Here is a 23,112-nt window from a genome sequence, read left to right as displayed (position 1 = left end):
ACCGTCGCTGTCATGATCGCGGTTGTACTTACGTAACGTCGGCGATGTCCGGCGCGAGAAGGCCGGCGGCGTCGAGGTCATGCGCCCAGGCCTCGGTCAGGCGGAAGCCCGGCCGCACCGCCGGCGGGCGCAGCAGGTCCGGCGTCGTCGCCAGAAGCCGCAGCAGGCCGAGGGCGTCGGCCCGCTTATGGTCGACGGCGTGGTCCGGCCACCAGTGCTCGAAGCGGTCGAGTTCGGCATGGGCTTCCGCCGGCAGCACGCTCCGGGCCGAGGCGAGGATCGGCGCATAGAGGCGGTCGAGGAAGTAGGTACGCCGCGCGATGGTCTCGACGGCGCGCCGCAGCGCCTCGGAGAGAACGCCGGCGCGGCGGGCGGCCGCCAGGGTCAGGCGGATGTTGACGAGGGCGTCGCTGAGCGGCGCGGCACCGAGTTCGGCCGGCATCATCGCCACCGCCACCTCGTCATCATCAGCGAAGGGCGTGCGGCGGTACCAGCGATAGATCAGCCCATGGCCGAGCATGCCAAACGGCTCCAGTTCCGCCGCGCGCACCGCGCCGATGCTCGCCGCGCCGAACACCGGGATGTCCTGCGCCAGCGTCCAGAGGATTTCCTTGTGTCGGATGGCGGGCACGCGGGAGAAGCTGCCGTCGATCAGCACCACCGCTCGCGGCCTCAGCTCCCGCACCGCCCGGACCAGCGAGCCCTGTTCGGCGGGCGGCAGATAGGTCGCCTCCAGGCACTCCATCGCTCGCTCCCGCGACAGGGTGGGGCCGAGGAACACCACGATGTCGTCCCGCGAGGTCACGAGGCCACCCCCGCCGGAACATGGCGCAGCGGCGGCACGACCAGCCGGATGACGTGGAGCTCCGGGTCGGCGAGGTGGAACAGCGGCACGACGAGCGCGGCCCTCGCGCCGGCGCTCTCGAGCGCCCGCAGTAGGCGGTCGAGCGCCTCGGGCGGGGAGCCGGGCGCCGCCACCTCCGGCGGCGGCGAATGGCAGCTATTGCCGAGAATCTGCTGGCGCCATCCGTCGAGCCGGCTGCGGTCGTGCCGGTCGGGGTAGAAACGGCGCGTAATGTCCTCGCGCGCGCCGGCGATCGCCGTCGCCCGCGCCTGGCAGGCCTCCATCAACGCCTTTGCCAGCGCGGCGTCATGGGTGAAGTCGCAGCCGAACCCCTCGCCTGGCAGTGGCGCGACTTCCTCGGTCCCCTCGTTCTCGACGACGTGGCACCAATAAATGGGAAGGCCGTGCTCCGCGCCCACCCGCCAGATGCCGGCAATCAGCCCCGCCGCGCCGATGCGGGCGAGCATCTGCCCCGACAGCGGCCAGTCGATGGCGGCGGAAGCGAGTTGCGCGCGGTCGAAGAAATGCGGCTCGTGGGTAGCCGCCGCGACGCCAGCCCGTTCCAGCACTTCGAGGCCAGCATGGACGATGGCGCCGTGCAGCGTCGCGGCGGCGGCCAGCCCGGTCGTCGAGCGCGGAAACGCCACCGGATGCGGCGAGGGGTAGGTATAGGCGGTGTCCACCAGCGCCGCAGGCACCGGCAGGCACCGGTCGGTGAACAGGTCCCAGCCGTCGATCCACCGCAGCGCGATCCGGTCCCAGCCGAGGTCGCCGCGATGGAGGAGGCTGCCGGCATAGAGCCGGCGCAGCTCGCCGGGCATGTCGATGGCGGCCCGCGTCGTGAGCCGCGCAGGCTCGATCCGCTCGCCGGCCCAGCTCTCCAGCGCCTCCATCAATCCTGAGGCGGCGGCGCGCATGGGGTCGAGGCCCTTGCCCTGGGAGACCACATTGGACAAAGCGAGCGGCCGGACCACCTGCGTCACCACGAGGCCGACGCGATCGAGCCGGGTGACCGAGCCGAGGCGGGTGATGCCGAAGCTCTGCCGCCGGTCCAGCACGCCGCGCACGAGGGCGGCGGTGCGGGCGTCGAACTCGGCCGGCGACAGGACGGGGCGTTCGCGCTCGCGCGCCAGCGAGATGGTCAGGTCGGCCGGAACGAGAGGATCGGCGGCGATCATGTGGGCGGCGATCATGTGGGCGGAATGTCGCGAAGGCCGAGCTGCCCGAGGTCGGCCCGGGCACGCACGACGAGCGCCGTGGCGGCGTGGCCCTCCGCCAGTTCGATGGCGCGATGGAGATCGGCGGCCGCCTCTTCGGCGCTCGCTCCCAGCGCGTGGCGCAGGCGGCTGCGGCGGCGATGGAGTTCCGGCAACCAGAACACCTGCCCGCTCTGGCTGCTACCGGTGATCGCCCGGTCGACGATGGCCAGCGCCTCGTCGAACTGGCCGGCCTGCGCCAGAAGTTCGGCCCGCATGTCGTGATAGATCGGCAGGTTCTCCTCCGTGCCGATTTCCCGTTGCAGGGCAAAGCCTTCGTCGAATTCGGCGAGACCCTGCCTCTCGTCGCCGAGCAAAGCGCGCGCCCAGCCGCCGAACAGCTTCGCCTTGGCCCGCCCGCCCGGCAGCGTCCGCTGCTCGGCGATGGCGCGCATGCGCTCGGCCACCGAAATCGCGCCGTGCAGGTCGTGCCGGTAGCGCGACAGCCCGACGGCATAGTCGAGCGCATGGAACAGGCTGTCGGGATGGGCGAGCTTCTCGGCCCAGTCGAGCGCCTCCTTCATGGCGCGGGCCGAACCTTCTTCGTCTCCGGTGAACCACAGTGACAGCGCGCGCTCGCCGAGGCCGCATACTCTTGCGTCGTGGCCGCCATAGCGGAAGCTGCCCAGCCGGGCGCGGTGCTCGTTGTAAAGAGCCAGTCCGGCCTTGATGCAGTCGAGGCAGTAGGCGTGACGGCCGGCATCGAAATTCGTCGCCCAGGCGCAGTGGAGCGATTGCAGCCGCACCTCCGGATCGGCGGTCGCCTCGAGGTCGCGGACGATGATGTCCGAGCGGGCCCTCTGGGCTTCGTAGCTGGGAGCGGTGAACCACCAGCCCCAGTAGAGCGGGAACCATCTCGCCCGGTCCTGCGTCGCCGACGTCCCGCACAGCGCGACACCCTGATCGTACACCGCACCGGCCTGCGGTGAGCCCCGGCCGAACAGCGCCGCCGCCACCGGGCCGCGTGCCGACAGCAGCTCCAGCTGCAGTTCCTGGGCGGTATCTGGAGCGATCTCCTCGAGCTGCCGCTGGGCGAAATTTAGCAGCCGGTCCGCCTCGATCATCGCCGAGCGGGCCATGCACCCCGTCGCCGCCCGTATCGCGCAGCGCGCCGCATCGAGCGGCCGCTCGGCCTGCTCGTAATGCCAGGCGAGCAGGTCGTCGGTGAGCGGCGGGACCGCTCCCGAGGTGACGAGCTCGACGATATGTGCGTGCAGCTGGCGTCGCTCGGCCTTCAGCAGGCTCTCATAGGCCGCCTCCTGGATCAGCACGTGCCGGAAGCGGTAGGTCCCTTCCGCCTCGATGCCCCCGGCCGTGAAGATGCCGGCCCGCACCAGCTGCCGCATGGCGTCGTCGAGCGGACGCGGCAATGCGTCGGCCTTCACCATGTGGCCGAGGAGGTCGAGGTCGAACTCGCGCCCGATGGCCCCGGCGACCTGGGCGAGCCGGCGCAACGGCCCAAGCGTCGATAGACGTGCCGCGACGAGGTCCTGCAACGACAGGATGGCCCCGGAGGGGAGCGCCTGGCTCCAATCGGTCGAAGATGAGGGGGGCGGCTGCTTGTCCGATGTTTCCAGGAGCAAGCAGGTCAACTGCTCGGCGAACAGCGGTACGCCGTCGCTGCGCTCATGGACGAAGGCGACGAGATCGCTGGGGGCGTCGCTCCCCCAGATCGACCGGCACAACTGCGAGGTCGCGTCGGCGTCGAGGTGGGACAGTTGCAGCGAGGCGACGTTGGCGCCGTCGATACCATCGAGCCCGACCTCGTCGCGCGCCGTGACCACGACCAGCACGGGCAGGGCACCGATGGCGAGCGGAAGCCGCTCGACGACTGCCGCGGTCAGGCTGTCGGCCCAATGGAGGTCCTCGATGACGATCAGGCACGGGTTCGCCCGTCCGCAGAGGAGGCGCAGCATGGCGTCCTGGCACCGGACCCGGCGGTCCTCCGCCGCGGGATCGAGATCGACGGAGGCCGGGGCCTGCATGCCAATATGTTGCCGGTAGAGAAAGGCGATGATCTCCGCGTCTTCTTCCGGCACATCGAGCTGCTGGCTTCGAAGATAGGCGTGGAGGCGCGCGTTCAAGTCCGTGCTGCCGGCCGCGCCTCCCAACTCGTGTTCCAACAGATCCAGAAACGGGTGAAGCGGACGGGTGTCGCCGCGCGGCTTGCATTGCAGCACGATGACGTGGGCAGTTGCCGGCATGTCGCTGCGAAGTTCGGCCACCAGCCGAGACTTGCCGATGCCGGCCTCGCCATGAATGACGACGAGCTGCCCCTTGCCGTCGAGCGCCGATGCCCAGTGCCGGCGACAGAGGTCGAGCTCCTTTTCCCGGCCGATGAGCGGCGCGCTCACGCGGCGGCTTGCCGAAAAGCGGTCGGCGGTCGGCCGACGCGTGGCGGCTCGCCAAAGGCTGACCGGCTCGGTGAAGCCTTTCGGCAGGTGATCGCCGAGCGGCTCGAATTCGAATGCGCCCTGCGTGAGGCGAAAGGTCGTATCGGCGACGACGACGCTGTTGGGCGCGGCATCGGACTGGATACGGGCGGCAAGGGCGGGCGCGATCCCGATCACCTCGATCTGGCCTGGCAGGCGAGTACCCTGGGTCGCGGCTACGACCACCATGCTGGTGGCGATGCCGACCCGGACCATCAGGCGCTCGCCCTGCTCATGTTGCAGCAGCTTGCACCGGGCGACGAGTTCCAGGGCGGCATTGACGGCGCATTCGGCCGCATCTTCCTGCGGGGTCGGAATCCCGAAATAGGCGCACCCTCCATCGCCCTGCAATTGCTGGACGGTGCCGCCGAATTTCTGGATCGCCGCGATCGCCTCGTTATGCAGCGCCCGCTGCATGGTCGCGACCATCTCCGGATCGAGGCGGGTGATCAGCTCCACCGATCCCACGATGTCGTAGAACAGTGCCGTCACCTGCAGGCGTTCGCCTGAGAGCGCGGCGGGCTGGACTTCACTGGCTGGCATCGGCGGCGAGCTCCGTGAAGACGACATAGTAACCCATGCAGGCGATGTGATGCGACGGATCTGATCGCCTGCCGTCAGGTTCGCTGACGGCCGTTTCTGCCGGGGTTTTCCGCTCCCCCCGGCCAAGGGGCCGGGGACGCGAGGGAGACTGCCTCGAAGCGGTCCGGTGTCGGCGATCGGATCAGCCTGTCTCCGGGTACGCGCGCCGACGTCTCCCGGCTCCATGAGGCTTCAAGCCTTTGCCGTGCATGCTATGCTCGGCTCATGGAATCGAGACGAACATCTCTCCTGCTGAGCTTGAATGGCGGCTACGTCGATACCCTCGGCTTTCTATCCTTGCATGGGCTGTTCACGACGCATGTCACCGGCAACTTCGTCACATTCGGGGCGTCGCTGGCTCACGGCACGTCGGGGGCCATAGCCAAATTGGTGGCGCTGCCTGTCTTCTGCGCCGTCGTGGTGGCGACGCAACTCCTCGCGGGCGGGCTTGAGAAGCGGGCGCTGCCTGCCTTTCGGATACTGCTTTGCTCGAAGGCGGGCCTGCTGGCGGTGGCGGCGGCCATGGCCATCCATTTCGGTCCGTTCGCAGATGGCGATGCGTGGCAAGCGCTTGTGACCGGCATGGTGCTTGTCGGAGCCATGGCCATGCAGAACGCCACTCATCGCCTTCATCTCGCCAGTGCGCCGCCGACGACGGTGATGACCATGACGACGACACAGATCATGTTGGATGTCGCGTCGCTTCTTCAGGACGTCGCGCCGAACAATCGGCAGGAGGCCGTGGCGCGCATTCGGCGGATGTTCCCTTCGGTCGTTGCCTTTGCGCTTGGATGTCTCGTCGCCGCGGGGCTTTTCATCGGCCTCGACACGTGGGCTTTCCTGTTGCCGCCTCTCCTCGCCATCCTTCCGATAGTGGCAAGAGACGCGCCATAGCCCGTGCCAGATGGCGGCATGGATGCCCGAAGACGGATGGAGGCGAGGACGGCGCGACGCCCGTGCTGCCAGCCACCATCGACCGGATGCGAGCCGGCTATTCGTGACGGCCGCACAGCCCATGCCGAGGGTCTTGCAGGTCGGGAGGCCGAGTTCGGCTTAGCCGATGGCGGTCGCGCGGCGCCATCATCGGGCCGATCATGCTGGCAGGCGACACTTCCACCTCGCCGCCGTGCCGCCGGTCGATTCCGCTCGTCGCCATGCCGTCGGAACCGCAATTCCGCACCGGAGCAGCTTCCAACCTCACCCGGTGACGCGGAAAACGACGGGTACGTCGGCGGCTATACATGAGAAAAGTTGCGGTTCCGCTGGTCGACGTGGAGCGGGTCGACTTCCGAGGCTCCGTCGTCGCGTGCTCATTGCAGGATAAGGTTTCGTGTCCGGTTTCGGACACATGACACCCGGCCTGGCGCGGCAGTAATTTTTCGCAATGCGGTAGAGAATTGCGAGTTCTATTAGCACGTGCGGGATAGGTTCCGGGTGCGTATGTGAGAAAAATGCCTATCATCGGTACGTTGGTGCGGTCGAGCGTGAGGTGATTGCAGTCGATATCTTTTGCACGTCGAAATTGACCCTTCACCTTTCCCTTTTCTGATGAGGCCCCATCATGGCTGAGAAGTCGGCTGGCAAACTTTCTCTGTTTTCGCTCACCGCCATGGTGATCGGCTCGATGGTCGGTGCCGGCATCTTCAACCTGCCCGGCCGTTTCGCCACCGCCACCGGTCCCTTCGGCGCCATCATCGCCTGGGCCATCGCGGGCACCGGCATGTACATGCTGGCACGGGTGTTCCAGGCTCTGGCGGCGCGGCGGCCCGACATCGATTCGGGCGTGTTCGCCTACGCCAAGGCGGGCTTCGGCGACTATATGGGCTTCCTGTCGGCCTTCGGGTACTGGCTCGGCAGCTGCCTCGGCAACGTGTTCTACTGGGTGCTGATCGGCTCGACGCTGGGGCGCTTCTTTCCGGAACTCTTCGGAGACGGGTCGAGCGCCATCGCCATCATCGTGTCGCTGGTCGGCATCTGGGCGTTCCATTTCATGATCCTGCGCGGCGTCGAGCAGGCGACCTTCATCAACACCGTCGTCACCGTCGCCAAGATCGTGCCGCTGATCGTCGCGGTGCTGGCCTTCGTGTTCTTCTTCAACTACACGCAGTTCTCGGAGAACTTCTTCGGCGGCATCGGCATGCCGGAAAAGACGCTGGTGGCGCAGGTGCGCGACACCATGCTGATCACCGTCTTCGTGTTCCTCGGCATCGAGGGCGCCAGCGTCTATTCGCGCTATGCCAAGACGCGCTCGGATGTCGGCTCGGCCACCATTCTCGGCTTCGTCGCCGTCACCGGGCTGATGGTGGCGGTGACCCTGCTGCCCTTCGCCACCGCGCCGCGCGCGGCGATCGCGGGGGTGCCGAACCCCTCGCTCGCCGGCGCGCTGGAACTGGTCGTCGGGCATTGGGGGGCGGTGTTCATCTCCATCGGCGTGCTTGTCTCGGTGCTCGGCGCCTATCTCGCCTGGTCGCTGATCTGCGCGGAGGTGCTGTTCGCCGCCGCCAAGTCGAACGACATGCCGAAGCTGTTCGCCGCGCAGAACCCCAACCGGGTGCCGGCCAACGCGTTGTGGCTGACCAACATCGTCGTCTCGCTGTTCGTCATCTCGACCTACTGGTCGCGCGACGCCTTCAACATCATGCTCGACATGACCAGCGTGACCGCGCTGCTGCCCTATCTCCTGGTGGCGGGCTACGGCGTGCTGCTGGCGCGCAGCGGCGTCGGCTATGAGGGGGCCGAGAACAAGCGCGGGCGCGACCAGATCTTCGCCTGGATCGCCGTCGTCTACACGCTGTTCATGTTCTTCGCCGCCGGCCTGAAATACGTGCTGCTGGTGGCCGTGCTCTATATCCCCGGCACCATCCTCTATTTCTGGGCGCGGCGCGAGCAGCGGGCGCAGCTGTTCACGCCCGCCGAACTGATCATCTTCGGCATCACGCTGGTCGCGGGCCTCGTCGGCGTCTACGGCCTCGCCACCGGCCTCATCACTCCCTGACAAGAACAGGCACCAAAGGAGCCCCCCATGGAAACCCCCTTCGGCGTTCACTCCGAGGTCGGCCAACTGCGCAAGGTGATGGTCTGCGCGCCCGGGCGCGCGCATCAGCGCCTGACCCCGAGCAATTGCGACGCCCTCTTGTTCGACGACGTGCTGTGGGTCGACGTCGCCAAGCGCGACCATTTCGACTTCATCAACAAGATGCGCGAGCGCGGCATCGAGGTGGTGGAGATGCACAATTTGCTCACCGAGACGGTCGCCATCCCGGAAGCCAGGAAATGGATTCTCGATCATCAGGTGGTGCCGAACACCATTGGCCTCGGCTTCGTCGACGAGGTGCGCTCCTATCTCGACGGACTGCCCAACCGCCAGCTCGCCGAGACGCTGATCGGCGGCCTGTCCACCTATGAATTCCCCGAGACCATCGGCGGCGACACGCTGGCGCTGATCCGCGACGCCGCCGGCGTCAACGAGTACCTGCTGCCGCCGCTGCCCAACACGCTCTACACCCGCGACACCACCTGCTGGATCTATGGCGGCGTGACGCAGAACCCGCTCTACTGGCCGGCGCGGCATGAGGAGACCATCCTCACATCGTCGATCTACAAGTTCCACCCCGACTTCGCCGGCAAGGTGAATGTCTGGTGGGGCGACCCGACCAAGGACTGGGGCCTTGCCACGCTGGAAGGCGGCGACGTCATGCCCATCGGCAAGGGCAACGTGCTGATCGGCATGAGCGAGCGCACCTCGCGCCAGGCGATCAGCCAGCTTGCCGCGGCGCTGTTCGCGCAGGGCGCCGCCGAGCGGGTCATCATCGCCGCCATGCCGAAGCTGCGCGCGGCGATGCATCTCGACACCGTGTTCACCTTCGCCGACCGCGACTGCGTGTTGCTCTACCCCGATATCGTCGACAAGATCGAATGCTTCTCCTACCGCCCGGACGGCAAGGGCGGCGTCGAGCTGTCCAAGGACAAGGGGCTGGTCGAGACGGTGCGCGAGGCACTCGGCCTCAAGGAAATCCGCGTCGTCGAGACCGGCGGCAACGATTACATGCGCGAGCGCACCCAGTGGGATTCCGGCGCCAATCTCGTCTGCGCCTCGCCGGGCGTGGTGTTCGCCTATGACCGCAACACCTACGCCAACACCCTGCTGCGCAAGGCCGGCATCGAGGTCATCACCATCGACGGCTCCGAGCTCGGGCGCGGGCGTGGCGGCGGCCATTGCATGACCTGCCCGATCATCCGCGACGCCGTGGATTTCTGAGCGTAAGAGACCTCGACGAAGGGGACGGTGCGGCAGCCCGCATCGTCCCCTTCTTCTTTGCACATTGTTCTCCGCAAGCGAGTGCCAGCCGGAATGAGCCAGCCGACGGAACAGAAATTCGCGCTGCCGACCCTGACGGCCATGGTGGTCGGCTCGATGGTCGGCGCCGGCATCTTCTCGCTGCCGCAGACCTTCGGGCGCGTCACCGGCGGGCTCGGCGCGCTGATCGCCTGGGGGATCGCCGGCGGCGGCATGCTGATGCTGGCCTTCGTTTTCCAGACCCTGTCGCGGCGCCAGCCGGACCTCGACGCCGGCGTCTATGCCTATGCCAAGGCCGGCTTCGGCAATTATCTCGGCTTCCTCTCGGCGCTCGGCTACTGGACAGTCTGCTGCCTCGGCAACGTCTCCTACTGGGTGCTGATCAAGTCGACGCTCGGCGCGCTGTTCCCGATCTTCGGCGACGGCAACACGGTGGCGGCGGTCGCGATCTCCTCGGTCGGCGTGTGGGTGGTGCATTTCCTGATCCTGCGCGGCGTGCGCGAGGCGGCGTTCATCAACACCGTCGTCACCGTGGCGAAGATCATCCCGATCCTGATCTTCCTCGTCTTCGTCGGCCTCGGCTTCAAGGCGGACATCTTCGCCGTCAATTTCCACGGCGGGCCGGGGCTGGAGGCCGAGGGCCTGTTCACCCAGGTGCGCGGCACCATGCTGGTGACGGTGTTCGTCTTCGTCGGCATCGAGGGCGCCAGCGTCTACTCCCGCTACGCCCGGCGACGCGAGGATGTCGGCCTCGCCACCCTGCTCGGCTTTCTCGGCGTTCTGTGCCTGCTGGTGCTGGTGACGATGCTGTCCTATGGCGTGATGCTGCGCCCCGACCTCGCCGAGCTGCGCAATCCCTCCATGGCCGGCGTGTTGCAGGCGGTGGTCGGGCGGTGGGGCGCGGTGTTCATCAGCGTCGGCCTCATCGTGTCGGTCCTGGGCGCTTATCTCTCCTGGTCGCTGCTGGCGGCGGAGGTGCTGTTCTCGGCGGCGAAGATGCAGAGCATGCCGGCCTTCCTCACGGCGGAAAACCGCAACAAGGTGCCCTTCGCCGCGCTGTGGCTGACCAACAGCCTGATCCAGCTCTTCCTCATCCTGACGCTGTTCGCCGAACAGGCCTTCCTGCTGGCGCTGAAGCTCACCTCGTCGATGATCCTGCTTCCCTACTTGCTCACCGCCGCCTATGCGCTGAAGCTGGCCTGGCAGGGCGGCATCTATGTGCTGGAGCCGAGGGGACGCGGCGCCGACCTCGTCCGGGCGGCGCTCGCGACGCTCTATGCCGCCGGGCTTGTCTATGCCGGCGGGCTGAAGTTCCTGCTGCTGTCGCTGGTGATCTATGTGCCGGGCACGGTGCTGTTCGTGCTGGCCCAGCGGGAGCGCGGCCAGCCGGTATTCACGCGGGCGGAGACGCTGCTGTTCGCCGCCGCCGCCGCCGGCGCGGTGCTGGCCATTTACGGCTTGGCGACCGGCCGGATCGGTGTTTGAGCCTCGTTCCGGAGGAATAGCCGATCGAACGGAAGCGGCGTGTCGGTATCGGCCGCTTCGATCGGTCGGCTTGGCGCGGCCATAGTGCCGAGGGGCGGGGCCTTGAAGCTCCTCGATCGGCCGTTCCCCGACCTGTGCGCCATCGCCTCCCGCTCCGGACCTTCGCACCGCGGGATGCTGCCGGCTCCGTCGGGGGAGTGGTGTCCGGAGAAAGGCGTTGGCGGGAACTGCCGCCGGCCGTGGCGCTTACGTTACGGCGTCTGCGGTTTTGAAGCGGCAGGCGCCGATGCAGCTTGCTTTCCCCAACGGTTCAGCTTTTCTGCCTGAGGCGGTCGGCACGTGCGTGGAGGGGTCCTGCGCGATGCCGCCCGGCGTGCCGGAATACCTAAGTGAGACGATCGTCTAACTTGCGTGCGTGGCTATAATCGGCGGAAGCAACGGAACAACCAGAAACGCTGCCGATAACGAGGGGAAAACGTTGCAATGAGTGGGCTTCTCGCCTTCAGTCGCGCGATCGACTGGATCAATGAGCGCTTCGGCCGCCTAGCCGACTACTGCGTGCTCCTTTCCTGTCTGATCAGCGCCGGCAATGCCACCGTGCGCTATCTCTTCAGCTACAGCACCAACGGCCTGCTGGAGATCCAGTGGTACCTGTTCGGGGCGGTGGTGCTGCTCGGCGCCTCCTACACGCTGAACCGGAACGAGCATGTGCGGGTCGACCTCGTCTACATGATGCTCTCCGACCGGGGGCGGCTGTGGATCGACACCATCGGCTTCGTCGTCATCCTGATCCCGGCCAGCCTCTATCTCGCCTGGCTGAGCTTTCCCTTTTTCTGGCAGGCCTTTGTCTCCGACGAGGTCTCGCAGAATGCCGGCGGCCTGATCCTCTGGCCGGCCAAGCTGCTGCTGCCGCTCGGCTTCTTTCTCCTGACGCTTCAGGGTGCGTCGGAGCTGATCAAGCGACTCGCGGCGCTGCACGGCGATATCACCGTCGAAACCCATTACGAGAAGCCGCTGCAGTGATGCGGCGCCCCACCGCGCCCTCCCGCCGCCTCTCTCCTTCCTCGTCACGAGTGAGCCCGACATGTTCTCCCATGGCGTGATGCCCCCGCTGATGTTCGGCGGCATGATCTGCTTCATGATCATCGGCTTTCCGGTCGCCTTTTCGCTGATCGCCGTCGGCCTGTTTTTCGGCACGATCGGCATCCTGACCGATCATTTCCACCCCAGCTTCCTGCAGGCGCTGCCGCTGCGCTTCTACGGCATCATCTCCAACGACCTGCTGCTGGCGATTCCGTTCTTCACCTTCATGGGCGCCATCCTCGAGCGTTGTGGCCTCGCCGAGGACCTGCTCGAGGGCACCGGAAAGCTGTTCGGCAAGGTTCCCGGCGGTCTCGCCTATGCGGTGATCATCGTCGGCGCCATTCTCGGTGCCATCACCGGCACGGTGGCGGCCTCGGTGATCGCCATGGGCGTGATCTCGCTGCCGGTGATGATGCGCTATGGCTACGACCAGAAGCTCGCCACCGGCGTGATCGCCGCGTCCGGCACCATCACCCAGCTCATCCCGCCCTCGCTGGTGCTGATCGTGCTCGCCGAGCAGCTCGGCAAGCCGGTCGGCGATATGTATCTCGGCGCCATCGGGCCTTCGATCCTGCAGGTGCTGCTGTTCCTCGGCTATGTGCTGATCCTGTCGTTCATCAAGCCGCAGACCATGCCGCCGCTGCCGCCGGAGGCGATCGGGGAGGGCGGCTGGCCGCTGATCAAGCAGGTGCTGTGGGGCATGATCCCCTCCATCGTGCTGATCGCGCTGGTGCTCGGCACGCTGGCGCTCGGTCTGGCCACGCCGACAGAGGCCGGCGCCATGGGCGCCGTGGGTGCCATCGTGCTCGCCGCGCTGCACCGGCGTCTCACCTGGACCCTTATCCGTCAGGCGATGGCCTCGACCATGCGGCTGACCGCCATGGTGGTGTTCATCCTCATCGGCGCCACCGTGTTCAGCCTTGTGTTCCAGGGCATGGACGGCTCGCGCTGGATCGAGCACCTGCTGTCGCAGCTGCCGGGCGGCCGGGTCGGCTTCCTGATCTTCGTCAACATCTTCGTGTTCTTCATCGCCTTCTTCCTCGACTTCTTCGAGATCGCCTTCATCATCATCCCGCTCTTGGTGCCGGTGGCGGTGAAGCTCGACATCAACCTGATCTGGTTCGGTGTGCTGCTGTGCGTGAACATGCAGACCGCGTTCATGCACCCGCCCTTCGGCTTCGCGCTGTTCTACCTGCGCGGCATCGCGCCGCCCTCGATCCGCACCTCGCAGATCTACTGGGGCGCGATTCCGTGGCTGGTGATGCAGCTGATCCTGGTGGTGATCGTGATCATGTGGCCGGAATCGGTGACCTACTGGATCGACGCCGGGACGGGGGTCGATCCGTCGACCATCGAGCTCAACATCCAGCCCCTCGATGGGCCGGCGCTCGACATGGCGCCGCCGAAGTTCTGACAGATGGTGCCGGCCGCCATGGCGGCCGGCACCCGGTTTTCTCGACCCACTGAATGTCAGACGGCGGGTTTCGTCCGGCCCGCCGAACCCCGGACTGCCGCCAGTCCGAGCAGCACGAAGATCAGCAGCACCGCGCCCTCTGCGACGGCGAAGGGCGGCTCGGACTGGGTCGGCGCCGCCGCGCGCAGGGCCGGGATCTTGGCGAAGGCCTGCGCCACGCCGACGAACACCAGAAGATAGAGGCTGGCCACCGATCCGGCGGCATAGATCCAGCGGGCATGGCCGGTTCGGTTGAAGGCGTAGCGAGCCGGAATCGTCACCGCCAGGATCAGCAGGGCGACGCCGCCGACGACGTGGGACGGCAGGATCCCCGAAAAGGGAAAGCCGAAGCCGGTGGCGCTGGTGGCGAAGGCGGTCGCGAGAAAGATCGCGGCGAGTATCGGCCGGTCGCGGCTGGCAATGAGATCAGCAAGCACGGAAAAGCCGGTGGCGATGCCGATCAGGCTCAGCCAGGTATGAAAACCGACCCAGGTCGTCGGATCGAACATGATGGTGCTCCCCCTCTGGATCGCGGCGAAGGTGGTTCGCCGGCGATTGCACAATCATGTTATCGGTCATAAATACGACCCGCTAGCGGTCTAATCTTCTTATCCTGGAACGTGTTGCAAGGCCTTCGCTGCGCCGGAGGCCGATGGCCGTTCCGTCGTTCTACCTCTTCCGCTCAATTGTGCCGCTGGCGCGATTGGGCGATAAGGCGGCCCAAAGTCCGCCGCATCCTGGATATTTCAAGCATGAATTCTGCGCTTCCCACGCCGGATAATCCCCATCCCGGCATGGGGTTCAAGCAGTTCGTCGGCCTCATCGCCATGATGATGGCGACCAACGCCATCGCCATCGATTCGATGCTGCCTTCGCTGCCCGAGATCGGGCAGGCGCTGAACATCGATACCGCCAACCACACGCAGCTCATCATCACCAGCTATCTGCTGGGCTTCGGTGCGGCGCAGATCGTCTATGGCCCGTTGGCCGACCGCTTCGGGCGTCGCAGCGTGCTGCTGGTGGGCATGGTCATCTACACGATCGCCTCGCTGGGAGCGGCGTTCGCCACCAGCTTCGAGGTGATGATGATGGCGCGGGCCCTGCAGGGCGTCGGTGCCGCGGCAACCCGCATCCTGGCCGTCGCCATCGTGCGCGACTGCTATTCGGGCCGGCAGATGGCCCGCGTGATGTCGCTTGCCTTCATCGTCTTCCTCGCCGTGCCGGTCATCGCGCCGTCGATCGGCCAGCTGATCGTGCTGGTCGCCCCCTGGCGGGCGATTTTCGGCATGCTGCTGATCTTCGGCACGATCCTGATTTTCTGGATAGTGGCGCGGCTGCCGGAAACCCTGCATCCCGACGATCGCATTCCGATTTCCTCCCGTGGCATCGCCTATGCCTTCGGGCTGGTGCTCCGCAGTCGCATCAGCGTCGGCTACATGTTCGCGATGACGATGATCATGAGCGGGCTGTTCGCCTTCATCACCAGTGCCCAGCAGGTGTTCGCCGACGTCTTCAATGCGGCCGGCCTGTTCACGATGATCTTCGCCGGCATCGCCCTCTTCATGGCCATGTCGTCGTTTCTGAATGCCCGCATCGTCGAGCGGCTGGGTATGCGCCGGGTGTCGCATGCGGCCCTGCTCGGCTACCTCGCCGTCACCTGTACCCATGCGGTGCTGGTGATGATGGGGCATGAATCGCTGCTGCTTTTCGTGGTGCTGCAGGCGGTCACGATGTTCTTCTTCGGCCTCGTGGTGTCGAACTTCAATGCCATGGCGATGGAGCCGGTCGGTCACGTGGCGGGGACGGCGTCGTCGCTACTCGGCTTCACCACGACCATCGGCGGGGCGGTGATGGGCTCGAGCCTGGGCCAGATGTTCGACGGCACCACGCTTCCGCTCACCTTGGGCTTCGCCCTTTTTGGTATTGGCGCCCTCGGATTCGTGCTTTTCGCGGAGCGCGGACGGTTGTTCGGGGCACACTCGCAAAATGTCTCGCTGCTCGTGAAGAAGTAGAATTTCGACCGCTCTGTAGATTCGATTCCTCCCGATGGTATTTTCGTCATCTCTCCGATTTTGGAACGGCTGACGATTTTCCGCGTTGTCCATGTGTTCGCAACGGGCGCTGGGTAACGGGAGTATATCATGATACGTCACGCACTTATTGCGACCGCATTGCTGATTTCGGTTCCTCTCGCCGCGACTGCCCAACAGGGGGCCGGCGTTGCCGCCGGTGCCACGTCCGGCGCCGTCGGCGGCGCCATCGTCGGCGGCCCGGTAGGGGTCGTGGTGGGCGGTGTAGCCGGCGCCGTCGTGGGCGGCATCGCAGAGGACCACCGCGCCCGCTTCCACCACTATGTCGTGGAAGAGCGCGTGCCTTCCTACGCCTATGAGCGGGAAGTCGTCGTGGGGGCAGAGTTGCCCGCTGGCGGCGTCCGCTATTACGAAGTGCCGCCGGAATACGGGGTGCCCGAATACCGGTATACGGTCGTGAACGATCAGACCGTTCTCGTCGATCCGCGCACCCATCGCGTGGTCCAAATCTTGGAATAACGCGGCATGCGATCTTCAGATCGCCGCGTCGGCCGGCTTCTCCGCTTGGCTGGAGATGCCGGCCTTCCGATGCCGTGCTGACCTCAGATTGCGGGCACATTCGAGGATGAGCGTTCCGAGGTCGGTTTCATCGACCAGCAACGCGGCATCTTCGGGCGGCAGCCATATCAGGGTGCGCTCGCTCCGCTCCGGCCAGTCGTCGAGCTGCCGGGTCACCTCGAGCGGGTAGACGGCGACCTGAACCAGCACGAATTGCCGATTGATACGCTTCCAGTAGCGGTATTGACCAACCGGCTTGCGGGCGATCCGCCCGACCACACCTGCTTCCTGCCGCGCCTCGATCTCCGCGGACTTCCAGTCCTTGCGGCCTTTGATCGGCCACCCCTTGGGGATCACGGGGCGGTGCGTCTCGCGCGAGGACAGCACCAGCACTTCCAGACGGCTATCGTCCACCCAGCGATGAGCGAGTGCCGCCACCTGCTGCAGCGAATGCCCGTGCGCCGCGCGTTTCTGGCGTTGTTTGGCCTTGTCCATATTCCTTATGTAAACAAGTTTCGCAAATATTCGATCCCTCATTCTGACCTTTGGGCGAGGTGCGATGACGATCGAACTGTTACTTCTCGGCTGGACGCTCGTCGTCGCGCTCGTGCAGATATTTCTCGTCGCGATGCTTCGTAACCGGGAGACCGGGCTGGACTACAACGCTGGCGCGCGCGACCGCCCAGGACCGCCCGAAGGCGAGCTTACCGGCCGGTTGCGGCGTGCGCAGAACAATCTTCTGGAGACGTTGCCGCTCTTTGCTGCGGCGATACTGATCGCTCACGTCGCTGGCCGGAACGGGACCGCGACCTTCTGGGGAGCCTGGTTGTATTTTCTGTCCCGTCTCGCCTATGTGCCGCTTTACGCGCTCGGCGTGCCCTATCTGCGCTCGCTCGTCTGGCTCACCGGCATTGCGGGGCTGGGATTGATATTGATCGCCGTCCTGCTCCCATCCTGAGCGCTCACTCTATCGTCTTGAAGCCCGGTCGTTTACGGCCGGGCTCCTCCGATCGGCCGTCGCCCAAGCGATGGCCCGGATGGGCGGCAGGTCAATGCTGATGCAGGAGCGTGGCGAGCGCCTGTGCGACGTTGCGCGTCACCCGGCGCTTGTACTTGCGGTGCACGAGCTGGCCGTTGTGATAGATGTCCTGCTCGACATAAAGCTCTTCTCCATCCCAACGCAGGATGTTGTCGGACTGGGTGGTCTCGACGACCCCCATTTCGTGGATCAGATTGCCGGTGGGCGTGCTGGACGGCATGCGCTCCTCCTCGATTGGCGTTCCTCATAGGGCTCTGGTGGCCCGATCCGACAGCATAGGCGCGGGACGGAGCTACCGCCAAGAGCTTTACCTGCGCGGCGTCGTTTCAATCCGCATCTTCCGGCTCGATTCGTCCGCGCCGCTGCAGCCAGTTCGCCGCCAACCAGCACAGCAGCGCCCAGGCGCTGCCGACGCACCAGCCGGCCAGCACGTCCGTCGGCCAATGCACGCCGAGATAGAGGCGGCTGAGGCCGACCAGCAGCGTCAGCGTCACCGCAACCCCGAGCACATAGACCTTGATGCGCCGCCGGCTCTCCGTGCGGACGATCAGCACACCGAGGGTAAGATAGGTCACCGCGGCGCCCATGGCGTGGCCACTCGGAAAGCTCAGCGTATGAACGTCGACGAGATGGTCGACGATGTCGGGTCGGGGCCGATCGAAGCCGATCTTGAGCGCCAGGCTCAGCAGCGCGCCTCCGAACGTGGCAAACAGCACGAACAGCGCGACACCGCGCTTGCCGTCCACCGCGAGGTAGCCGGCCGTCAGCAGCGTGACCACAGTGAGCACGGTGGTACTGCCCAGGCTGGTAAAGTCGCGTACCACGATCCCCAGCCAGCTCGGCCCGATCGGCAGAGCGGGATTGCCCGCCTGACGGAACGCCAAGAGCACGGCTTCGTCGAAGGCGTGGGTCTGTCCCTCTCGCACGCTGTCGGCGATGAAGGCGAAGAGCAGCACGCCGGCGGCTGCGATGGCCAGTATGAGGAGGCCGCCGATCTCGGCAGGGTTGGCGGCGGGGCGTGAGGCCGGCTTGGATCGAGTGATGGTCATGTCGGGCTCAGGATGATGGATTTTCGGCCGAGTGGGAACTGAAGCCCGACCCGAATGTTTTTTCGTCACATTCACGACGGGAGAGATTCATGTTCAAAGGTGGTCTGTTGTGGCTCCTTGGCATTCCGTTGCCGATTATTCTTGTCCTGTGGCTGCTTGGCTATCTGAGCTGAACGCTATCCGCTGTCGTCGGGCCTCTCCGTGCCGACGGCCGTGTCACTTGAACGAGATAGGTGCGGGCAGACCTGTTCGACGAGATCGAGGTGGCCGGCCGCTGCCACCGGGGAGTTCGTGGGAGTTCGGCGAAAGTGGAGATGCATGGCGTCCAGGGGCATGACGTCGCGCTGATGGGCCTGTCGGTCTTCATCGCGATGGCGGCTTCCTATACCGCGCTGGATCTGGCGACACGCATTCCGCCGGCTGTAGGCGCCGCGCGACGGTGGTGGCTGTTCGCCGCCGCCGCGGTTCTCGGCGGCGGCATATGGTCCATGCATTTCATCGGCATGCTGGCGCTTCGCCTGCCCATGCCGGTCACCTACGACACGTTGCAGACCCTTGCTTCCTTCCTTGTCGCCCTGGTCGCCACGGGGGGGGCGTTCTATGCCGTCAGCTTGCAGGCGGGCACCTGGCCGGTGCTGCTGAGCGGCGTCGTCATGGGGCTCGGCATCGTCGGCATGCACTACACCGGCATGGCGGCCATGCGCATGCAGGCGGATGGAAGCTATGCGCCGCTCTACATGGCGACGGCCGTTCTCGTGGCCATCGTTGCCTCCACGGCCGCTTTGTGGATCGCGTTCCGGCTGCACTCGACCGTAGAGAGGCTGGTTGCGGCGGTTGCGCTCGGCATCGGCATTTCCGGCATGCACTACATTGCCATGGCCGGCTTTTCTCTGGTTCCGAACGCGTCGATCCCGGCCCCCGCGGCCGGTACGGCGGTCGAGGCGGGCCAGCTGGTGACCGCCGTGACGGCCTCGACCGTGGTGATCCTGTTCACGGCGATCCTGGCGGTCATGTATGACCGTCGCTCGGGTGTGCTGGCGGATCGCGCGGCGGCGATGGTGCGCTCCAGCGATGAGCGCTTCCGTCATCTCTATCGCCATACACCGCTGCCGTTGCATTCGCTGGGCCCCGACGGGCGTATCCAGCAGGTCAGCCACAGCTGGCTTGAGCTTCTCGGTTATCGCGAGGAGGAGGTCATGGGGCGGCTGCTGACCGATTTCATGACCACGGAATCCGCCCGCCGCCGCAATGAGGAGCATTGGCCGCGCCTCCTGAGCGCTGGAGAACTGCACGAGGCGGAGTACACGATGATCGCCAAGGACGGACGCCAGATCGACTGCGTCTTGTCGGCGGTGGCCGAGCGGGATGCCGACGGGCATCTCACCAAGACGCTGTGTGGTCTCGTCGATGTCACCGAACGCCGCCGCACCGAATCGGCACTGCGCCAGGCGCAGAAGCTCGAAGCGGTGGGGCAGCTGACCGGCGGGATCGCCCATGACTTCAACAATCTTCTGGCCGTGATCGTCGGCAATCTCGAACTCGCTCGCCGCCGCGCCCAGGACGATGATCGCCTGCGGATGCTGCTGGAGAACACCATGCAGGCGGCGCAGCGTGGCGCGGCGTTGACCCAGCGCATGCTCGCCTTTGCCCGGCGGCAGGATCTCAAGCCCGAACCCGTGGACGTGCCGGAGCTGGTGCTCAGCATGGCCGATCTGCTGCGCCGCTCGATCGGTCCTGCCATCAATGTGGAGACCCGTTTCCCGCTCGGTCTGCCCAAAGCGATGGTCGACGCCAACCAGCTCGAACTGGCGCTGCTGAACCTGGTGGTGAACGCCCGCGATGCGATGCCGCAAGGCGGCGCGATCGTCATCAGCGCCGGCGAGACCCGGGTGGAGAGCCCGGCAGAGGAGGACGAGGCGAGCTTCTTCTTTCTCAGCGTCGCCGATGACGGCGTCGGCATGGACGACGCGACGCTGGTGCGGGCGACGGAACCCTTCTTCACCACCAAGGGAGTGGGGAAGGGCACGGGGCTCGGTCTCGCCATGGTGCACGGGCTGGCAGCGCAATCCGGCGGGCGGCTGACACTGACCAGCCAACCGGGGCAGGGCACCACGGCGTCGATCTATCTGCCCATCGCTCCCGGCCCGCGCGGGGCCGCCGCTTTGCCGGCCGCGTTGCCGGTGCCGCCATTGCGGCGTGACGGCGGCTCGCGCCGCGTGCTGGTGGTCGATGACGATCCGCTGGTGCTCTCGGCGACCGCGGCGATGATCGAGGACCTCGGTTATCACGTGGTGGAGGCAAGCTCGGGAAGCGAGGCGCTGGCGGCGTTGGCCAGGGGCGAGAACTTCGACGTCGTGCTGACCGACCAAGCGATGCCGGGCATGACCGGCCTGCAGCTCGCTGCCGCGATAAGCGAGATATCTCCGGCACTTCCGATCATACTGGGCACGGGATACGCCCAACTGCCGGACGGTGCGGACACCGGCTTGCGCCGCCTCGCCAAGCCGTTCGGCCAGGAGATGCTCGACCGGGTGTTGAGCGAGGTGCTGCATCGGCCGGCTGACAATGTGGTGCCGCTGTCCTCGCGCCAAGCGTAAGGAAATCAAGCGTAAGGGAATATTGTCGACCGCCGCGTGACAGCGCGCCGGTGAATGATTATATCAACCGCATCCGGGGGAGCCTCGTCAGGAGGCTGAGAGGCCATCGGCGCGGAACGCGGTATTCGAGTGTTCTTGCGGCATGGCGACCCTTTGAACCTGATCCAGTTCGGACTGGCGGAGGGAGGCTGCATGAGCGACCCAATCATCCTCGATCATGACGGAACGGCGACGGCTCGACCCGCCAATGCGATGCGCGTGACCATTGTCGGCGCCGGCGTGGCGGGGCTGACCTGTGCGCACGCCTTCGCGCAGCGGGGTGCGCAAGTCACTGTTCTGGAACGGAAATCTGGATCGGGACAGGGCTGCTCCTGGTTCGCCGGCGGCATGCTGGCGCCGTGGTGCGAGCGCGAAAGCGCCGAGCCGCTGGTCGCCGAACTCGGCTTCGAGTCGCTCGATTATTGGCGCCGCGAGGTGCCGGACGTGCCGGCCGAAGGCAGCCTCGTCCTGGCGCAGGCGCGCGATCTACCTGATCTGAAACGGTTTTCCCGCCGTACCGAAGGCTATGAGTGGATCGACGGCGCCCGGCTCGGCGCGCTGGAGCCGGATCTCGCCGGGCGTTTCGAGCAGGGCCTGTTCTTCCCCACCGAGGCGCATCTGGAGCCGCGCAAGGCGCTGGCCGCGCTCACCGGGCGGCTGGTGAACGAGTATGGAGTTACCTTCCGCTACCAGTCCGATGTGACCAGTGCGGTGTACGATGCGGCCGACGCCTCCGCCGCAGTGGACGATGAGGCCGATGTGGTGCTGGACTGCCGTGGTCTCGCCGCCCGCGACGTGCTTCCCGACCTTCGGGGGGTGAAGGGCGAGATGCTGGTGCTGTACTCCACCGAGATCACGCTGAAGCGGCCGGTGCGCATGCTGCACCCGCGCATCCCCGTCTACATCGTGCCGCGCGGCGACGGGCATTTCATGATCGGCGCCACCTCGATCGAGAATGACGAGCGCGGGCGGGTGACCGGGCGCTCGCTGCTGGAGCTGCTCTCGGCGGTCTATGCGCTGCACCCCGCCTTCGGCGAGGCGGAAGTGGTGGAGATCGGCGCCGATGTGCGCCCGGCCTTCCCCGACAACCTGCCGCGCATCCGCCGGCACGGGCGGACCATCCGCGTGAACGGCTTTTACCGCCATGGCTTCCTGCTGGCGCCGGCGCTCGCGCGCCGCGCGGCGGAACTGGCTTTCGACGGGACGCATTTCCCGGAGGTGATGGATGAAGATCGTCGTCAATGGTGAGGCGGCGGAGATCCGCGCCGCCACCCTCGCCGGGCTCATCGCCGAGCTCGGCTATGCCGATGCCGTCGTCGCCACAGCCTTGAACGGGGCGATGGTGCGCAAGGCGAAACGTGACGCAACCCCGATCGTCGCCGGCGACCGGGTGGAAATCCTCGCGCCCATGCAGGGAGGCTGAGATGGATGCCATGAGCCCGACCACTTCCATGAGCCCGACCACTTCGACGACCGCCGCCGACCCGGTGGAGTTCTACGGCACGCGGGTCAATTCCCGGCTGCTGCTCGGCACCGCGCAATATCCCTCGCCGGCGATCCTCGCCGAAGCGATCCGCGCCTCGGCGGCGGAGATCGTCACCGTGTCGCTGCGTCGTGAATCCGGGGTGGCCAAGGCGGGGCAGCCGCTCGCCGGCCAGAGCTTCTGGCAGCTGATCCGCGACCTCGGGGTGAAGGTGCTGCCCAACACCGCCGGCTGCAAGACGGTGAAGGAGGCGGTGACCACCGCCGAGATGGCGCGCGAACTCTTCGACACCCCCTGGATCAAGCTGGAGGTGATCGGCGAGGACGACACGCTGCAGCCCGACGTGTTCGGCCTGGTCGAGGCGGCGCGGATCCTCTGCCGCGACGGCTTCCAGGTGTTCCCCTACACCACGGACGACCTCATCGTCGCCGACAAGCTGATCGCCGCCGGCTGCGAGGTGCTGATGCCCTGGGGCGCGCCGATCGGCTCGGGGCGGGGGCTGAACAATCCCTATGGCCTGCGCTCGATGCGGGCGCATTTCCCGCGCATCCCGCTGGTGGTCGATGCCGGCGTCGGCGTGCCCTCGCACGCGGCGGCGGCGATGGAACTCGGCTATGACGCGGTGCTGCTGAACACCGCCGTTGCCAAGGCCGGCGACCCGGTGAAGATGGCCCGCGCCTTCGCGCTTGCCATCGAGGCCGGCCGCGAGGGGTTCCGTGCCGACCCGATGGAGGCGCGCGACATGGCCGCTCCCTCGACCCCGGTGATGGGCCAGGCGCATTTCGGCTAGGCGTGTGAGGCAATAGCGCCGTAATGGATAGGCGCCAATGACAGCCGAGGGACGCATCGCCGCCCCCGGCGTCGCGAAAACCAAGAAAGACGCCA

The 23,112-nt window shown here is 66.5% G+C and carries 20 protein-coding genes and 1 riboswitch; of the genes, 13 read left to right on the top strand and 7 right to left on the bottom strand.

Annotation, left to right across the window (positions count from 1 at the left end):
* Window positions 1-28: 28 nt before the first annotated feature.
* From LGR54_RS13100 to LGR54_RS13090, 3 genes are read right to left on the bottom strand one after another with little or no spacing between them, the layout of a single operon-like run.
* Window positions 29-805, bottom strand: a complete 777-nt coding sequence (locus LGR54_RS13100) for a TfuA-like protein (RefSeq protein WP_230362397.1) — start codon at window positions 803-805, stop codon at window positions 29-31.
* A complete protein-coding gene (locus LGR54_RS13095) occupies window positions 802-2,037 on the bottom strand; it encodes a YcaO-like family protein (RefSeq protein WP_230362396.1) in 1,236 nt (411 codons plus the stop codon). The genes LGR54_RS13100 and LGR54_RS13095 overlap by 4 nt, the downstream gene beginning before the upstream one ends.
* Window positions 2,034-5,300 carry an AAA family ATPase gene (locus LGR54_RS13090; RefSeq protein WP_230362395.1) on the bottom strand — a complete coding sequence of 1,089 codons (3,267 nt, stop codon included), beginning with the start codon at window positions 5,298-5,300 and terminating at the stop codon, window positions 2,034-2,036. The genes LGR54_RS13095 and LGR54_RS13090 overlap by 4 nt, the downstream gene beginning before the upstream one ends.
* Window positions 5,301-5,339: 39 nt before the next feature.
* Between LGR54_RS13090 and LGR54_RS13085 the strand changes: the two genes are divergently transcribed.
* The 6 genes from LGR54_RS13085 to LGR54_RS13060 all read left to right on the top strand — a co-directional run bounded on the left by LGR54_RS13085 (window position 5,340) and on the right by LGR54_RS13060 (window position 13,393).
* Window positions 5,340-6,008 carry a YoaK family protein gene (locus tag LGR54_RS13085; protein WP_230362394.1) on the top strand — a complete coding sequence of 223 codons (669 nt, stop codon included), beginning with the start codon at window positions 5,340-5,342 and terminating at the stop codon, window positions 6,006-6,008.
* A 667-nt stretch (window positions 6,009-6,675) separates the two neighbouring features.
* Window positions 6,676-8,109, top strand: a complete 1,434-nt coding sequence (locus LGR54_RS13080) for a basic amino acid/polyamine antiporter (protein ID WP_230362393.1) — start codon at window positions 6,676-6,678, stop codon at window positions 8,107-8,109.
* Between the two features lie 27 nt (window positions 8,110-8,136).
* Window positions 8,137-9,372 (top strand): arginine deiminase, encoded by a 1,236-nt coding sequence (locus tag LGR54_RS13075; RefSeq protein WP_230362392.1) that lies wholly within the window; start codon window positions 8,137-8,139, stop codon window positions 9,370-9,372.
* 93 nt (window positions 9,373-9,465) lie between these two features.
* Window positions 9,466-10,896 (top strand): basic amino acid/polyamine antiporter, encoded by a 1,431-nt coding sequence (locus LGR54_RS13070; protein WP_230362391.1) that lies wholly within the window; start codon window positions 9,466-9,468, stop codon window positions 10,894-10,896.
* Between the two features lie 483 nt (window positions 10,897-11,379).
* Window positions 11,380-11,919 carry a TRAP transporter small permease subunit gene (locus LGR54_RS13065; protein ID WP_230362390.1) on the top strand — a complete coding sequence of 180 codons (540 nt, stop codon included), beginning with the start codon at window positions 11,380-11,382 and terminating at the stop codon, window positions 11,917-11,919.
* A 61-nt stretch (window positions 11,920-11,980) separates the two neighbouring features.
* Window positions 11,981-13,393, top strand: coding sequence for a TRAP transporter large permease subunit (locus LGR54_RS13060; protein ID WP_230362389.1), 1,413 nt, complete (start codon window positions 11,981-11,983; stop codon window positions 13,391-13,393).
* Window positions 13,394-13,449: 56 nt separating this feature from the next.
* Here LGR54_RS13060 and LGR54_RS13055 read toward each other — a convergent pair whose 3' ends face one another.
* The gene (locus LGR54_RS13055; protein WP_230362388.1) at window positions 13,450-13,941 is read right to left on the bottom strand and encodes a hypothetical protein; all 492 of its coding nucleotides are present in this window, start codon (window positions 13,939-13,941) and stop codon (window positions 13,450-13,452) included.
* A 243-nt stretch (window positions 13,942-14,184) separates the two neighbouring features.
* On the opposite strand from LGR54_RS13055, the gene LGR54_RS13050 reads away from it, so the two are divergent.
* Both LGR54_RS13050 and LGR54_RS13045 read left to right on the top strand, forming a co-directional pair.
* A complete protein-coding gene (locus tag LGR54_RS13050; protein ID WP_230362387.1) occupies window positions 14,185-15,444 on the top strand; it encodes a multidrug effflux MFS transporter in 1,260 nt (419 codons plus the stop codon).
* 129 nt (window positions 15,445-15,573) lie between these two features.
* Window positions 15,574-15,981 carry a DUF1236 domain-containing protein gene (locus LGR54_RS13045; protein ID WP_230362386.1) on the top strand — a complete coding sequence of 136 codons (408 nt, stop codon included), beginning with the start codon at window positions 15,574-15,576 and terminating at the stop codon, window positions 15,979-15,981.
* A 15-nt stretch (window positions 15,982-15,996) separates the two neighbouring features.
* On the opposite strand, the gene LGR54_RS13040 is transcribed toward LGR54_RS13045, so the two are convergent.
* Window positions 15,997-16,515, bottom strand: coding sequence for an NUDIX hydrolase (locus tag LGR54_RS13040; RefSeq protein ID WP_230362385.1), 519 nt, complete (start codon window positions 16,513-16,515; stop codon window positions 15,997-15,999).
* A gap of 64 nt (window positions 16,516-16,579) precedes the next feature.
* On the opposite strand from LGR54_RS13040, the gene LGR54_RS13035 reads away from it, so the two are divergent.
* Window positions 16,580-16,978, top strand: coding sequence for an MAPEG family protein (locus tag LGR54_RS13035; protein WP_230362384.1), 399 nt, complete (start codon window positions 16,580-16,582; stop codon window positions 16,976-16,978).
* Window positions 16,979-17,069: 91 nt separating this feature from the next.
* Here the strand turns inward: LGR54_RS13035 and LGR54_RS13030 are convergent, their stop codons facing one another.
* Window positions 17,070-17,279, bottom strand: coding sequence for a hypothetical protein (locus LGR54_RS13030; protein ID WP_230362383.1), 210 nt, complete (start codon window positions 17,277-17,279; stop codon window positions 17,070-17,072).
* Between the two features lie 106 nt (window positions 17,280-17,385).
* Window positions 17,386-18,108, bottom strand: a complete 723-nt coding sequence (locus LGR54_RS13025; RefSeq protein ID WP_230362382.1) for a phosphatase PAP2 family protein — start codon at window positions 18,106-18,108, stop codon at window positions 17,386-17,388.
* Between the two features lie 314 nt (window positions 18,109-18,422).
* Between LGR54_RS13025 and LGR54_RS13020 the strand changes: the two genes are divergently transcribed.
* From LGR54_RS13020 to LGR54_RS13005, 4 genes are all read left to right on the top strand, one after another.
* Entirely contained in the window at window positions 18,423-20,705 is a 2,283-nt protein-coding gene (locus LGR54_RS13020) for an MHYT domain-containing protein (RefSeq protein ID WP_255607606.1), read from the top strand.
* 65 nt (window positions 20,706-20,770) lie between these two features.
* Window positions 20,771-20,908: riboswitch (TPP riboswitch) on the top strand.
* Window positions 20,909-20,957: 49 nt separating this feature from the next.
* Window positions 20,958-21,992, top strand: a complete 1,035-nt coding sequence (gene thiO, locus LGR54_RS13015; RefSeq protein WP_230362511.1) for a glycine oxidase ThiO — start codon at window positions 20,958-20,960, stop codon at window positions 21,990-21,992.
* Window positions 21,970-22,167 carry a sulfur carrier protein ThiS gene (thiS, locus tag LGR54_RS13010; protein WP_230362380.1) on the top strand — a complete coding sequence of 66 codons (198 nt, stop codon included), beginning with the start codon at window positions 21,970-21,972 and terminating at the stop codon, window positions 22,165-22,167. The genes thiO and thiS overlap by 23 nt, the downstream gene beginning before the upstream one ends.
* Before the next feature lie 28 nt (window positions 22,168-22,195).
* On the top strand, window positions 22,196-23,017 hold the full coding sequence (locus tag LGR54_RS13005; protein WP_230362510.1) for a thiazole synthase: 822 nt from the start codon (window positions 22,196-22,198) through the stop codon (window positions 23,015-23,017).
* Window positions 23,018-23,112 lie beyond the last annotated feature (95 nt).

The sequence above is a fragment of the Ancylobacter sp. Lp-2 genome, from assembly GCF_020523795.1.
In the GTDB taxonomy this organism is placed as follows: Bacteria; Pseudomonadota; Alphaproteobacteria; order Rhizobiales; family Xanthobacteraceae; genus Ancylobacter.
Note: the sequence above shows the minus strand (reverse complement) of the source record. Positions and strands in the feature narration are given on the sequence as shown.

Bases quoted from the DNA above. Each gene is read 5' to 3' on its own strand.
- LGR54_RS13095 (WP_230362396.1), bottom strand. From the start codon at position 2,037: ATGATCGCCGCCCACATGATCGCCGCCGATCCTCTCGTTCCGGCCGAC.
- LGR54_RS13090 (WP_230362395.1), bottom strand. From the start codon at position 5,300: ATGGAGCCGGGAGACGTCGGCGCGCGTACCCGGAGACAGGCTGATCCG.
- LGR54_RS13085 (WP_230362394.1), top strand. From the start codon at position 5,340: ATGGAATCGAGACGAACATCTCTCCTGCTGAGCTTGAATGGCGGCTAC.
- LGR54_RS13080 (WP_230362393.1), top strand. From the start codon at position 6,676: ATGGCTGAGAAGTCGGCTGGCAAACTTTCTCTGTTTTCGCTCACCGCC.
- LGR54_RS13075 (WP_230362392.1), top strand. From the start codon at position 8,137: ATGGAAACCCCCTTCGGCGTTCACTCCGAGGTCGGCCAACTGCGCAAG.
- LGR54_RS13070 (WP_230362391.1), top strand. From the start codon at position 9,466: ATGAGCCAGCCGACGGAACAGAAATTCGCGCTGCCGACCCTGACGGCC.
- LGR54_RS13065 (WP_230362390.1), top strand. From the start codon at position 11,380: ATGAGTGGGCTTCTCGCCTTCAGTCGCGCGATCGACTGGATCAATGAG.
- LGR54_RS13060 (WP_230362389.1), top strand. From the start codon at position 11,981: ATGTTCTCCCATGGCGTGATGCCCCCGCTGATGTTCGGCGGCATGATC.
- LGR54_RS13055 (WP_230362388.1), bottom strand. From the start codon at position 13,941: ATGTTCGATCCGACGACCTGGGTCGGTTTTCATACCTGGCTGAGCCTG.
- LGR54_RS13050 (WP_230362387.1), top strand. From the start codon at position 14,185: ATGAATTCTGCGCTTCCCACGCCGGATAATCCCCATCCCGGCATGGGG.
- LGR54_RS13045 (WP_230362386.1), top strand. From the start codon at position 15,574: ATGATACGTCACGCACTTATTGCGACCGCATTGCTGATTTCGGTTCCT.
- LGR54_RS13040 (WP_230362385.1), bottom strand. From the start codon at position 16,515: ATGGACAAGGCCAAACAACGCCAGAAACGCGCGGCGCACGGGCATTCG.
- LGR54_RS13035 (WP_230362384.1), top strand. From the start codon at position 16,580: ATGACGATCGAACTGTTACTTCTCGGCTGGACGCTCGTCGTCGCGCTC.
- LGR54_RS13030 (WP_230362383.1), bottom strand. From the start codon at position 17,279: ATGCCGTCCAGCACGCCCACCGGCAATCTGATCCACGAAATGGGGGTC.
- LGR54_RS13025 (WP_230362382.1), bottom strand. From the start codon at position 18,108: ATGACCATCACTCGATCCAAGCCGGCCTCACGCCCCGCCGCCAACCCT.
- LGR54_RS13020 (WP_255607606.1), top strand. From the start codon at position 18,423: ATGCATGGCGTCCAGGGGCATGACGTCGCGCTGATGGGCCTGTCGGTC.
- thiO (WP_230362511.1), top strand. From the start codon at position 20,958: ATGCGCGTGACCATTGTCGGCGCCGGCGTGGCGGGGCTGACCTGTGCG.
- thiS (WP_230362380.1), top strand. From the start codon at position 21,970: ATGAAGATCGTCGTCAATGGTGAGGCGGCGGAGATCCGCGCCGCCACC.
- LGR54_RS13005 (WP_230362510.1), top strand. From the start codon at position 22,196: ATGAGCCCGACCACTTCGACGACCGCCGCCGACCCGGTGGAGTTCTAC.